The organism is Amycolatopsis sp. 2-15 (assembly GCF_030285625.1).
GTDB classification, from domain to species: Bacteria; Actinomycetota; Actinomycetes; order Mycobacteriales; family Pseudonocardiaceae; genus Amycolatopsis; species Amycolatopsis carbonis.
This window is the reverse complement of sequence record NZ_CP127294.1, coordinates 5860439-5872836: the sequence shown is the minus strand read 5'-3', so window position 1 is coordinate 5872836 and position 12398 is coordinate 5860439. Positions and strand designations below refer to the sequence as shown.

The following is a 12398-nucleotide window of genomic DNA, read 5'->3' as shown; positions in this document are numbered from 1 at the left end:
CGGGTTTCGACCCGGATTTCGAACCGGGTGGCCGCCCTGGGCCGGTTCGTAACTTCTTCGGCTCGAAGTCTTGCCAGCGCCTGTCGCCAACCGTACGTTACACGGAGTCCGCAGAGTGGTCCAGATGTACCGTTTGATGGTTCACAAGGGAGTGTGGCGGTGCTGCAGGAGATTCTCGAATCCTCGACATCCGATGAGGCGATGGAGGCCGCCGCGTTCGTCGGCGGCAAGTGGACACGCGACGGACCGCCGGCCGACCGGATCGGCCCGTACGTCCGCAGAGTGGTGACGAAGTCCTACCCCGCGTCGGAATCCCAGGTGGCCGAAGCTCTGGCCTACGCCGCGGAGAACGCGCCCGTCGTCGGGCGCCTCGCACCGGCGACCCGGGCCGCGATCCTCGAACGAGCGGCACGGTCGGCGATCGAGCACCGGGACGCGATCGCCCGCCTGATCGCGCTGGAGCTCGGCAAACCGCTCAAGGACGGCCGGGGCGAGCTCGACCGTGTGGCGGACACGTTCGCCGTGTGCGCCAACGAAACCCGGCACATCGGCGGCGACATGCTCCCGGTGTCGGGCTGGGACCGCGGCGTCGGCAACACCGCCATGACCTTCCGGGCGCCCGCCGGCGTCGCGCTGGCGATCACACCGTTCAACGCCCCGGCGAACCTGCTGGCCCACAAGCTCGGCGCGTCGTTCGCGGCCGGCAACACCACGATCGTGAAGGCGCCGCCCCAGGCCCCCGCCACGACAGCCGCGATCGTGGCCCTGCTCCTCGACGCCGGCATGCCCGTCGAGGCGGTCCAGCTCCTGCACGGCGGCGGCAAGGTCGGCGCCGCGCTGTGCGCGGGCGAAGCCGTCGCCGTCATCAGCTTCACCGGCAGCGCGGAGACCGGCGCCGCGGTCGCGCGAGCAGCCGGCGCGAAACGCCTGGTGCTGGAGCTCGGCGGCAACGCCGCCACCTTGGTCTGCGCGGACGCCGACATCACGCACGCCGCCCGGACCTGCGCCCGCACCGGGTACAGCAACTCCGGGCAGAGCTGCATCTCCGTGCAACGGGTCTACGTCCACCGAAGCCGCTTCGACGACTTCCTGGCCGCCTTCCGCGACGAGGTCGCCCAGCTCAAGGTCGGAGATCCACTCGACCCCGCTACCGACGTCGGCGCGATGGTCGACGACCAAGCCGCCGCACGCGTGGAGCAGTGGGCCGCCGACGCGAGCCTCGGCGGGGCGCGGGTCCTGCTCGGCGGCACCCGCGACGGCGCCACGCTGCTCCCGACCATCGTGGCCGATCCGCCCGCCGACGCCGACGTCGTGGTCAAGGAAGTCTTCGGCGCCCTCGTCGCCGTCCTGCCGTTCGACGACCTGGACGACGTCATCCGCGCCTGCAACGCGAGCCGGTTCGGCCTGCAGGCCGGGATCTTCACCCACGACATCCGCACGATCTTCACCGCGTGGCGCGAGCTGCAGGTCGGCGGGCTGGTCGTGAACGGCTCGTCGAACTACCGGCTCGACCACATTCCCTTCGGCGGTGTCAAAGACTCGGGCTTCGGCCGGGAGTCACCCGCGCACATGATCGACGACTACACCGTCGTGAAAACCCTGATCCTGCGCGGCACGTCGATCTGGGGCGAGCAGTGACCGAGACCCGAGACCCGAGGAGCGAAGCCCCCATGACCGCACCCGCCCCGACGACGACCGCAGCGGAAGCACTCGTCCGGCAGCTGGAGTCCTACGGCGTCGAGTACGTCTTCGGCCTGTGCGGCCACACCAACATCGCCTTCCTGGACGCGCTCGGCCGCAGCAGCATCGAATTCGTCATGGCCCGGCACGAACAAGCGGCCGCCCACGCCGCCGACGGATACGCCCGCGTCTCTGGCAAACCCGGAGTCCTGCTCGTGCACGCGGGGCCCGGCATGATGAACGCGGTGACCGGTGTGGCGACGGCCGCGCTCGACTCCGTCCCGCTCATCACGATCTCCGGCGACGTCCCGTCGTACTACCACGGCCGCCACCCCCACCAGGAGGTGAACCTCCACGCCGACGCCGACCAGACCGCCATCTACCGCCCGTTCGTCAAGCGGGCCTGGCACGTCCACCGCGCCGAAGACCTGACCAGGTTCACCGAGCGCGCTTTCTGGACCGTGACGTCCGGCCGCAAAGGCGCGGTCCTGCTCAACGTCCCGATGGACCTGTTCTCCCGCCAGGTCCGCGTAGTGGACTACCCGCTGGTCGAGCAGGTCGCGACGCCGGCGTTGAGCGACGCGGACGCCGCCCGGATCGCCGAGCTGCTCGTCAACGCGAAGCGTCCGCTGATCTACCTCGGCGGCGGTCTGCGCGGGCCGGCCGGGCGAGCGGCGCTGCTCGACCTCGCGGAGCACCTCGACATCCCCGTCGCCCACTCGCTGATGGCCAAGGGCACACTTCCCGACCGGCACCCGCTGGTCATGGGCATGACCGGCTTCTGGGGCCTGGAGCTCACGAACGACTACACCCGCGACACCGACCTCGTGCTCGCGCTGGCGACCCGCTTCGCCGAGACCGATGCCAGCTCGTGGGACTCCGACTACACCTGGCGGTTCCCGCCGGCACAGCTGATCCAGATCGACATCGACGCCGCCGAGATCGGCCGGAACTACCCCGTCGCCGTCGGAGCCGTCGCCGACGTCAACCACGCGGTTCCGGCGATCACCGAAGCGGTGCGGGCCCTCGCTCCCGAGCGGGTCTCCCGGCCCGGCTTGCGGGAGACCATCACCACCGCACGGACGACCCTGTTCGAGTCGAGCCAGGAGCGCGGCCGCAGCGACGACTTCCCCCTCCGGCCGGAACGCATCCTCGAGGACCTCCGGACCGTCCTGCCGTCCGACGCCGTCCTCGTCACCGACGTCGGGTGGAACAAGAACGGCGTGGCCCAGTGCTACGAACTGCCCGAGGACGGCCGGTTCATCACCCCCGGCGGAGCGTCCACAATGGGCTTCGGACCGGCGGCCGCGGTCGGCGTGCAGATCGCCGCTCCCGACCGGGTCGTCGTCGCCCTGGTGGGCGACGGTGGGATGAGCGCGCAGCTGCCCGCGATTCCGCTGGCCGTCGAGCAGGGCCTGCCCGTGATCTTCGTCGTGATGAACAACCGTGCCCACGGCACCATCGCGGACCTGCAGGCCGGGAACTTCGGGCAGAGCTTCGGCTGCGAGTTCCTCGACCGCGACGGCAACCCCGCGTCCCCCGACTTCGCCGCGCTCGGCCGTTCATGCGGCGCCGCCGGATACCTGGTCGAGACCCCGGAGGGCCTCGGCGAAGCACTCCGCGACGCGGTCGCGCGCCGCCGGCCGGCGGTCCTCGACGTCCCGATGGTCAACGAGCCGGTGCCGACCCCGGGGCACTGGAACATCAAGGACATCTACCAGGGCGTCTTCGAATAACTCCGCACTCCTGACACAACGAGGTGGCATTCATGATCCGATTCCGACGCGGACGCGTGGTGGCGTCCGCTCTGGCGGTACTGGCGGTGGGCGTCGGCAGCGCCTGCAGCGCTCCCGGCGGCTCGTCGAATTCGAGCGCGTCGACGAGCGGCCCCATCAAGATGGCGGTCGTCAACGCCCAGAGCGGCCAGCTCAGCTCGCTGGGCGCCTGGGAGTACAAGGGCGCGAAGCTCGCCGTCGACCAGTGGAACGCCAACGGCGGGATCAACGGCAGGAAGATCCAGCTCGACGTGTTCGACGACACCGGCGATCCCACGACCGGCACCAACCTCGCCCGCAAGATCGCCAGCGAGGGCTACGTCGCGATGATCGGCACCGCCGAGAGCGCGGTCACCGTCGCCATGGCACCCGTTCTCCAGCAGGCGAAGATCCCCAGCATCACCTCCGGGCAGTCCCCCTCGATCACCGCCGTGAAAAGCCCGTTCCAGTTCCTCAACGGCCCGACCAGCACCACGTACGACGAGACCCTGGCCAAGTACCTCGTCGACCAGAAGAACCTGAAGAACATCGCGTTCATCAGCAACAACGGTTCCTACGGCAAGGGCGAGCACGACGCCTTCGGGAAAGCACTGGCCGACCGCGGGATCAAGCCGGTCGACGACCAGGTGGTGACCACCGACCAGAAGGACTTCAGCGCGGCACTGACCTCCATCCGCCAGAAGAACCCGCAGGTTTTGTTCGTCGGCACCGAAGAGGTCGAAGCCGGCCTCATCGTCAAACAGGCCCGCGAACTCGGGCTCAGCGCCACTGTGGCCGGCGCGGCACCCATGGGAACGACCGTCTACCTCCAGACCGCCGGCGCGGCCAACGCCGAGGGGACCGTGGTGAGCAGCCCCTACCTCAGCAACGACACCAGTGACGCTTCCCGCTCCTTCGCGCAGGCCTACAAGGCGGCCTACAACGAGGAGGCCGAACTGCACGGCGCGAAATCCTTCGACGGCACGAACATTTTCCTCACCGCGATGAAGAACAGCAACGCCGCGACCGGTCAGGCACTGGCCGACGCGATCCGGTCGACCAAGTACCCGGGCCTGCTCGGCACGTTCACCTTCGACGAGACCGGCGTCGGCATCCACGCCACCTCGATCGGTGTCATCACCAGCGGGAAACTGATCGCCACCGCCACCAGCTGATCCTGCGGGGGCCGCGCCGGGCGCGCGGCCCCCGTCTGTGAAAGGACTTTTCATGCAAGTCTTTCTCCAGACGCTCGTCGGCGGGCTCAGCTTCGGCGCTGTCTACGCCCTCGTCGCCATGGGCTTCTCGATCGTCTACCGCACCATGGGCCTGGTGAACTTCGCGCACGGCCAGGTCGTGATGGTCGGCGCCTACGCCGCATCGACCTTCTACATGTCCTCCCGGCTGCCGTTCGTCCTCGCCATCATCGTCGCCATGGTCGTCACCGGCCTCATCGCGCTGGTGATGGAACGGGTGCTGCGTCCGTTGGAGAACAAGGACTTCGACCTGATGCTGATCGGCACGATCGGCTTCGGCGTCGTGCTGGAGTCGCTCGCCACCATCATCTGGGGCGCGACCGGCCGCGCCGTTCCCACGCCCGTGGGGTCCCAGCCTCTCGACGTCTTCGGCGTCCGCATCCGCACCTACAGCCTCGTCGTCCTCGGCATCGCCGCGGTCGCCACCGTGCTCCTGCTGCTCTTCCTGCAGCGGACCAAACGCGGTGCCGCCATGCAGGCCGTCGCCATGGACCACGAAGCGGCCACCGCGGTCGGCATCCACGTCGGACGCAGCAACGCCATCGCCTTCGCGATCGGCGCCGGGCTCGCCGCGCTCGCCGGCGGTCTCGTCGGCCCGCTGCTGTACGTGAGCCCCACCCTGGGCGGAACCCTGGGCATCAAGGGCTTCGCCGCCGCCATCCTCGGCGGGTTCGGCAACATCACCGGCGCGATCGTCGGGGGGCTGGCCATCGGCATCCTGGACTCCTTCGCCGCCGGCTGGTTCCAGGGCTACTCGGATCTGGTGGTGTTCCTCGTGTTCACCGTGATCGTCATGGTCAAACCGACCGGCCTGTTCGGCGAGCGGACGGTGACGCGGGCATGAACCTCCTCATGCGCAACCGCGGCCTGACCGCACGGATCGGCGGCATCGCCGCGCTGGCCGTCCTCGCCTGGCTCCTGCCCTACGGGCTCGACGGCTACGGCATCCACGTCGTCAACATCGCGATCGTGTTCGCCCTGCTGGCGGTCGGCATGGGCATCGCCATGGGTGTCGCCGGGCAGATCAACCTCGCACAGATCGCGTTCTTCGGCGTCGGCTCCTACGCCCTCGCCATCTTCACCACCGCCTCCGGGCTCGGGTTCTGGGTCTCCGCGGTGCTAGCCGTGATCGCGACCGCGGCCGCGGGTCTGGTCGTCGGGATCCCCGCACTGCGCGTGCAGTCGCACTACCTCGGCATCGTGACGCTGGGACTCGCCCTGGCGTTCACGAACTGGGTGACCAACGCACAGATCGCCGGCGGGGCCTCAGGCATCAACGGCATCCCGGTGCCGCCGCTGTTCGGCATCGACCTGACCAACGAGTACCTCTACTACTACGTCGAACTCGTCGTGTTCGCGCTCGCCGTGGCGTTCGCCGTGTTCGTCGTGCGCACCGCGCTCGGCCGGCGCCTGCGGGCCATGCGCGACGACTCCGTGGCCGCCGGCGCGGTCGGGGCACCCGTCCCCGTGCTGCGGATGACCGCCTTCCTCGTCTCGAGCGTCTACGGCGGTGTCGCCGGCGTGCTCTACGCGGGCCTGATCCGCTACATCGCGCCCGAGACCTTCAGCGTCGCCAACATGTTCCTGCTACTGGCGATGGTCATCATCGGCGGCAGGCAGAGCATCCCCGGCTGCATCGTCGGGGCGATCGTCCTGTCCCTGGTCCGGGAGGCGCTCACCGACTTCTCGGTCTACGCGCAGCTCGGCTACGGCGCGGTCGTGGTGCTCATGGTCGTCTTCGCGCCCGCGGGGCTGGCCGGTGTGCCCACCCTGATCCGCCGGCTGCTGCGTCGGCGCAAGCCGGCCGACCGGGCGGTGCTCGGGCCGTTCCGGCCCTATCCCCCCGCGGACGGGCACCGGCACGGGGTGCCGCTCGAGATCTCCGGGATCAGCAAGCAGTTCCGCGGTCTCAAGGCGCTCAAGGGCGTGTCGCTGTCCGTCGCGGCGGGTGAGATCCGCGGGATCGTCGGCCCCAACGGCTCGGGCAAGACCACTCTGTTCAACGTGATCAGCGGGCTCTACACCGCTTCGTCGGGCACCGCGGCCATCGGAGCACTCACCCTCACCGGCCGACGGCCCCACCAGCTGTCCCGCTCCGGCCTTTCCCGGACGTTCCAGAACCTGCGGCTGTTCGGCCAGCTCACCGTCGAGGAGAACCTGCTGGTCGCCCTGGACCGCTCGTCGATGCGGTCGTTCTGGCACTACGTGCTCTGGCCGGTCGGCGTCTGGCGTTCGGAACGCACCCTCCGCCGGGAGGCTCGCGACTTGCTGTCCCGGTTCGGCCTCGACGACTTCGCCGACGCGGCACCCCGTTCCCTCCCGTACGGGATCCAGCGCCGGGTGGAACTGGCCCGGGCCATGGCAGCCGACCCGAAGGTACTCCTGCTCGACGAGCCGGCCGCGGGCCTCAACGGCCAGGAAGTGGGCCAGCTCAAGGAGATCGTCCGGTCCATTCGCGACAGTGGCGTGACCGTGGTCCTGATCGAGCACAACATGGGCCTGGTCATGTCGCTGTGCGACCGCGTCACCGTGCTCGCCGGCGGCGACGTGATCGCCGAGGGCACCCCCGCCGAAGTCGCGATCCGGCCCGAGGTCATCGAGGCCTACCTCGGCGACTCGTTCAGCGCCGCCGAGGTCGCCCACGCAGTGGAAACAGAGGTCATGCCGTGAAGACCGACCAAAGCGGACAACACCAGGAGGCCGGTCACGGCCCCGCCGGGGACCTGCGCGTGGAGAACCTCTGCGTGCGCTACGGCGGGGTCCAGGCCGTCAGCTCGGTCGGGTTCACGGTCGGCGCGGGCCGGTGCGTGGGCATCATCGGGGCCAACGGCGCCGGCAAGACCTCGACCTTGAAGGCGCTCATGGGTCTCGTCCCCCGGTCCGTGGACGGGCTGTGGCTCGGCGACCAGGACCTGACGAAGGTCAAGCCCAAGGACATCGTGCGCCACGGCATCGGCTACGTCCCGGAAGGCCGGCACGTGTTCGCCGGTCTCACCGTGGAGAAGAACCTCCTGCTCGGCGCGTACCTGCGCTCGTGGCGGGGCCGGACCCGGCAGGTCCTGCAGGAGGTGTACGAGATGTTCCCCGTGCTCGGCGAGATGCAGCACCGGCTCGCCGGTGCGCTGTCGGGGGGCCAGCAGCAGATGCTCGCCATCGGCCGGGCCCTGATGTCCGAACCGCGGCTGGTGCTGCTGGACGAGCCGTCGATGGGGTTGTCCCCCAAGCTCGTCGAGGAGGTCCTCGCGAGCCTGCAGCGCCTGTCCGAGGCCGGCCTGGGGCTGCTGCTCGTCGAGCAGAACGCGAAGCTCACCTTCGAGGCCACCGAGACGTGCCTGGTCATGGAGAACGGCAAGGTGGCCATGACCGGCAGCTCCGCCGACCTCAGCCACGACCCGCTGGTCCGCCGGATCTACCTCGGGCTCTGACAAGATCACCCCCACGAGAGAGGGCCCCGGCTTCGACGAAGCCGGGGCCCTCACTCGTGATCAGCGGCAGAACGGTGCCGCGCCCGCCGCGGACTTGATCCCGCCGACGATCAGCGACTGGAAGTAGCGCGCCCCGTCGGAGGTGCTCGTGTTCGTGAACGCCCAGTCCTCGTGGCCCAGCGTCGTCACCCAGGACCGGCCCCCGTCGTAGTACTGGCACCAGGCCACCGGGTGGTTGGCACCGTGCCCGGGGTGCCCCATCGAGCCCGTCACGCCCTGCGCGAGGCTCGACTCGTCCACCTTCGCCAGGAAGCGGACGTTGCTCGGGAAGGGATCCAGGTTGTACCACTCGTCGGTGAAGGCCCAGCGATTCGGCAGGTTCTTCGTCGAGACGTCGTTGCGCTCCACCGTCTGCACGGTGCCGGCCTGCGCGGGGCCGTGGTCGTAGTAGTTGGTACCGCCGAGCAGGCCTTCGTACCAGGGCCAGTTGTACTCGGTGCCGAAGGCGTTGTGGATGGCCACGAAACCGCCGCCGCCCCGGATGTACTGGCGCAGCGAGGTTTGCGCCGAGTCGTCGAGCGCGTCCCGGCTGGTGCTGAGGAAGATCACGGCGTTGTACTTGAACAGCGTGTTCGGGCTCGCCAGCTGGGTGACGTCCTCGGTCCAGTCGACCGCGAACCCGTTTTGCTGCCCGAGCTTCACCAGCGCCTTCTGCGCGACGTTGGCGTCGGCCAGCGGCGGGTTGAGACCGGGGCCGAGCGCAGGGCCGAGGTTGGCGTGGCGCGGTCCCGCGGTGCGCGAGTAAACCAGCACCTTGATGCCCTTGGAGAGGTCGAAGTTGCCCCAGTTGTGGTAGCAGCCGGAGTCGAGTCCGCGGCACACACCGTACTGGGGATCACCCAGCTGCTGCGCACCTGTCCTGCCACCGCCGTCGTGTGCCGACGCGGGCATCCCGTAGGCCAGCACCGTCGCGAGTGCGGCGGCGGATGCGCTCGCCAGAGCTGTCAGCACCGTTGCCGAACGTCTCTTCATGGTTCTCCATCCTGTTCTGGACACAGTGGACCTGCCTTCGAAGCCGGCAGGGGAATCGGATCAGAACTCGAGCAGTTGCCCGTCGAACGCCACCGAGGCGTTCACCTCCGCCAGCGCGGACATCTCGGGCGCGTCCGGAAGCACCAGCGGATTGGTGTTGTTGAGGTGGGTGAACAGATACCGGGGCCCGGGATGCTCGGCCAGGAACGGCAAAACGTCGGTGATCGCCAGGTGCCCCATTCCCGAAGCCGGACGTCCGGGCCCCATCTCCTCCTCGGTGAGGAACGTGCCGTCGAGCGCGACGACGTCCGCGCTTTCGATCGCCCTGCCGAACTCGCCGGTCCACGCGGCGAGACCCGGCGCGTAGACGAAGACTCGGGTACCGGGGCCGGAATCGAAGCGGCACGCGCCGACCCACTCCTCCCCCAGCGGCGTCGTGCCCGCGTACCTCGGCCTCTTGCTGCTCAGCACGGACAAGGTGACGCGGAGCCCGCCTTCGAGCTCCACCGGTGTTCCGGGCGCGAGGTGACGCTCCCGAAGCCGGGTGTACGAGCCGACCGTGGTCTCGATCGAAAACCCGGATCGCAGTGCGTTGTGGACGGTCGCGGTGGCGTAGACGTCCAAAACCTCGGCTTCGCGGAGGGTGAGCAGCCCGAGGGTGTGGTCGAGCTCGGCGCTGGTGAACACCACCCCACGGACCGGCGAGACGCGCGATCCGGCGGCCGGTGCCAGCTCCGGCGTCGCGAGCAGTTGCGTCCGCAGGTCCGGCGAGGCGTTGACGAGGTACCACGACACGCCGTCACCGCTGACAGCCAGGCAATCCTGCGTGCGCGAGACGCCGTCGCGACGTGCCCGCACACACGTCGCGCAGCCGCAGTTCCATTGCGGGGCACCACCTCCCGCCGCCGTGCCGAGGAAGCGGACCTTCATCGCATCCGCCGGGGTACGGCCGAGTCCGGACCGGGGTTCTCGACCTGATCGAGCACCACCTGGTGGTACTTCGAGAGGTCGCAGACCGGGTCGGTCGCCGCGGCGTCTCCGGTGACCTGGTACGCCTGGCAGCGACAGCCGCCGAAGTCGACTTCCTTGAGTACGCAGCCCCGGCAGGGATCCGGCATCCAGTCAGTGCCGCGGAACCGGCGGAACGCCGGCGAGTCGTACCAGATCGAGGCCAGCGCTTCGGTACGGACCGAGGGCACCTGGAGGTCCGGCAAGGTCTCCGCCGCCAGGCACGGCAGCACCCCGCCGACGGGGTTCACCACGAGCTGGCGCGAGCCCCAGCCGTAGTTGCACGGCTTGGGCCGGGGGCTGTAGTAGTCGGCCGCGACGTGCACGATCTCAAGCCCGGCCCCGAAGCGGGCCCGCGCGTCGGCGACGTCGGCGGCGGCACGCTCCACCTGCTCCCGGCTGGGCAGCAGGGCGCCGCGGTTGCGCAGGGCCCAGCCGTAGAACTGGGTGTGCGCCAGCTCCAGCCGATCCGCGCCGAGGTCCACCGCGAGTGCGGCGATGCCCGGGATCCGGCCGACGTTCCCCTTGTGCAGCACCACGTTGATCGTCAACGGCAGTCCGGCTTCACGCACGGCCGCGGCGACGGCGAGCTTGCGCTCGTGCGCCCGGCGGCCGGCGATCGCGTTCGCCGGTGCGGCTTCCGCGTCCTGCAAGGACAGCTGGAAGTGGTCCAGCCCCGCCTCGGCGAGCTGCCCGATCCGCACGGCGTTCAGCGAGACGCCGCTGGTGACCAGGTTGAGGTAGAACCCGAGGTCGTGGCCCGTCGCCACCAGCTCGACCAGGTCCTTGCGGAGACCGGGTTCCCCTCCCGACAGGTGCAGCTGCAGCACACCGAGTGCCCTCGCCTGCGCGAACACGTCCTGCCAGCCGGCGGTGTCGAGCTCGTCGCGGTAGTCGCCCAGGTTCAGCGGGTTGGCGCAGTAGAGGCACTGCAGCGGACACCGGTAGGTCAGCTCCGCGAGCAGCCCGAGGGGCGCCGGTGACCGCGGTGGTGCCGCTGTCGCCGGCGCTCCGGCGGACAGCGGATGCACCTCGCGGACGTCCGGACCGGTGCCCACCAACCCGCGGGTCTCGAGGTCGGCCAGCGCTCGCACCACCGAGCCGGCCGTGACGCCGGAGTACCGCTCGCCCAAGGTCGCCACGATCTCGGCCACGGTGCGCCGGGTGTCGCAGAGCTCGACCACGGCGGCGGCCGTATCGTTGAGCACCAGAACCCCTTCGGGGAACAGGAGAACCCGCCGCTGCCGCACCGGGTCGAGCTCCAGGCGCACTCCCGGGCGAATCCCGGGCCTGCTGCCGGTGTCCAGCGTCATGAGCACCTCGCGTAGTCCACCGCGTCGAGCACGCTCCACAGGACGTCGCACTTGAACGACAGCGCCCGGATCGCGGCTTCCTGTTCCGCACGGGTGCGGCAATGCGTCAGCACCAGCTCGAGAGTGAACGCGCTGTCGTCGCGAGCGGCCGGAATGCGCCGGTCGAAATACGCGAACCCCTCGGGCTCGATCCAGCCGTAGTGGCGGCGCCACGCGTCCATGCGGTCGCTCATGTGGTCCGGGGAGAACAGCTCTGTCAGCGCGGCCGCCACGCTTTCCTTCCACGGCCGGGTGCGGCAGAAGTCGAGGTAGCCGTCGACCGCGAACCGCACCCCGGGCAGTACGTGCCGTCCGTCGAGCACCTCCGCCCTGCCCAGCCCCACCGCTTCCGCCAGCCGCAGCCACTCGTGCATGCCACCTTCGTGCTCGTGCTCCCCGTCGTGGAACACGATGCGGCCCACCCACGCGCGGCGGACCTCGGGCAGCGGGCAGTTCGCGACGATCGCCGCGTTCTTGCGCGACAGGCACTTCTGGTAATACCAGCGGTTCGCCACCCAGCGGCGCAGGTCCGCCGGCTCGCAGCCCCCGTCGTGCAGCCGAAGGTGGAACGGGTGGTGCGCCCAGTAGCGTTTGGACAGACCGAGCAGGGCGTCGGTGAACTCCGCCCTGGTCAGCGGGCGTTCCACGGCCCGCTCTCAAGCGCGTAGGCCGTCACCTCCGGCCGCGTTTCGTATCCCTCCAGCACCGGGTCGGTCCACGTGGGCAGGACGGACTCGACGAGCTTGGTGCTGGGCGTTTCCGGTACAGCGGACATGGCTTCGCTCCTCTTCACAACAGTGGGACGGAGAAACCAACAGGTCCATTTAGCGGACCGATTGGCCCACCTAGCGCTCCGGACAGTACCTCCTGGACCCAAGGTCGAACAAGAGGCGA

11 protein-coding genes are annotated in these 12398 nt (G+C 69.7%); 6 read left to right on the top strand and 5 right to left on the bottom strand.

What is annotated here, in order from left to right; translation table 11 throughout:
- Positions 1-159 precede the first annotated feature (159 nt).
- From QRX50_RS28910 to QRX50_RS28885, 6 genes are read left to right on the top strand one after another with little or no spacing between them, the layout of a single operon-like run.
- Positions 160-1638 carry an aldehyde dehydrogenase family protein gene (locus tag QRX50_RS28910; protein ID WP_285966297.1) on the top strand — a complete coding sequence of 493 codons (1479 nt, stop codon included), beginning with the start codon at positions 160-162 and terminating at the stop codon, positions 1636-1638.
- 32 nt (positions 1639-1670) lie between these two features.
- Positions 1671-3416: a thiamine pyrophosphate-binding protein gene (locus QRX50_RS28905; RefSeq protein WP_285966296.1), complete on the top strand. Its 1746-nt coding sequence runs from the start codon at positions 1671-1673 to the stop codon at positions 3414-3416.
- Positions 3417-3448: 32 nt separating this feature from the next.
- Positions 3449-4609, top strand: a complete 1161-nt coding sequence (locus tag QRX50_RS28900) for an ABC transporter substrate-binding protein (protein ID WP_285966295.1) — start codon at positions 3449-3451, stop codon at positions 4607-4609.
- Between the two features lie 52 nt (positions 4610-4661).
- Positions 4662-5531: a branched-chain amino acid ABC transporter permease gene (locus tag QRX50_RS28895; protein WP_285966294.1), complete on the top strand. Its 870-nt coding sequence runs from the start codon at positions 4662-4664 to the stop codon at positions 5529-5531.
- A complete protein-coding gene (locus QRX50_RS28890; RefSeq protein ID WP_285966293.1) occupies positions 5528-7357 on the top strand; it encodes a branched-chain amino acid ABC transporter ATP-binding protein/permease in 1830 nt (609 codons plus the stop codon). The genes QRX50_RS28895 and QRX50_RS28890 overlap by 4 nt, the downstream gene beginning before the upstream one ends.
- Positions 7354-8112, top strand: coding sequence for an ABC transporter ATP-binding protein (locus tag QRX50_RS28885; protein WP_285966292.1), 759 nt, complete (start codon positions 7354-7356; stop codon positions 8110-8112). The genes QRX50_RS28890 and QRX50_RS28885 overlap by 4 nt, the downstream gene beginning before the upstream one ends.
- A gap of 60 nt (positions 8113-8172) precedes the next feature.
- Here QRX50_RS28885 and QRX50_RS28880 read toward each other — a convergent pair whose 3' ends face one another.
- The 5 genes from QRX50_RS28880 to QRX50_RS28860 are packed head-to-tail and all read right to left on the bottom strand — an operon-like array spanning position 8173 to position 12279.
- Positions 8173-9144 carry a ThuA domain-containing protein gene (locus tag QRX50_RS28880; protein ID WP_285966291.1) on the bottom strand — a complete coding sequence of 324 codons (972 nt, stop codon included), beginning with the start codon at positions 9142-9144 and terminating at the stop codon, positions 8173-8175.
- 60 nt (positions 9145-9204) lie between these two features.
- The gene (gene pqqB, locus QRX50_RS28875; protein ID WP_285966290.1) at positions 9205-10074 is read right to left on the bottom strand and encodes a pyrroloquinoline quinone biosynthesis protein PqqB; all 870 of its coding nucleotides are present in this window, start codon (positions 10072-10074) and stop codon (positions 9205-9207) included.
- Entirely contained in the window at positions 10071-11465 is a 1395-nt protein-coding gene (pqqE, locus tag QRX50_RS28870; protein ID WP_285966289.1) for a pyrroloquinoline quinone biosynthesis protein PqqE, read from the bottom strand. The genes pqqB and pqqE overlap by 4 nt, the downstream gene beginning before the upstream one ends.
- Positions 11462-12151, bottom strand: a complete 690-nt coding sequence (gene pqqC, locus QRX50_RS28865; protein WP_285966288.1) for a pyrroloquinoline-quinone synthase PqqC — start codon at positions 12149-12151, stop codon at positions 11462-11464. Before pqqC ends, pqqE begins: the two co-directional genes overlap by 4 nt.
- Positions 12136-12279 carry a hypothetical protein gene (locus tag QRX50_RS28860; protein WP_220239742.1) on the bottom strand — a complete coding sequence of 48 codons (144 nt, stop codon included), beginning with the start codon at positions 12277-12279 and terminating at the stop codon, positions 12136-12138. The genes pqqC and QRX50_RS28860 overlap by 16 nt, the downstream gene beginning before the upstream one ends.
- Positions 12280-12398: the final 119 nt, after the last annotated feature.

Coding starts and splice junctions, on each gene's coding strand:
- pqqB (WP_285966290.1), bottom strand. CDS start 10,074: ATGAAGGTCCGCTTCCTCGGCACGGCGGCGGGAGGTGGTGCCCCGCAA.
- QRX50_RS28905 (WP_285966296.1), top strand. CDS start 1,671: ATGACCGCACCCGCCCCGACGACGACCGCAGCGGAAGCACTCGTCCGG.
- QRX50_RS28900 (WP_285966295.1), top strand. CDS start 3,449: ATGATCCGATTCCGACGCGGACGCGTGGTGGCGTCCGCTCTGGCGGTA.
- QRX50_RS28860 (WP_220239742.1), bottom strand. CDS start 12,279: ATGTCCGCTGTACCGGAAACGCCCAGCACCAAGCTCGTCGAGTCCGTC.
- QRX50_RS28895 (WP_285966294.1), top strand. CDS start 4,662: ATGCAAGTCTTTCTCCAGACGCTCGTCGGCGGGCTCAGCTTCGGCGCT.
- QRX50_RS28880 (WP_285966291.1), bottom strand. CDS start 9,144: ATGAAGAGACGTTCGGCAACGGTGCTGACAGCTCTGGCGAGCGCATCC.
- QRX50_RS28890 (WP_285966293.1), top strand. CDS start 5,528: ATGAACCTCCTCATGCGCAACCGCGGCCTGACCGCACGGATCGGCGGC.
- pqqE (WP_285966289.1), bottom strand. CDS start 11,465: ATGACGCTGGACACCGGCAGCAGGCCCGGGATTCGCCCGGGAGTGCGC.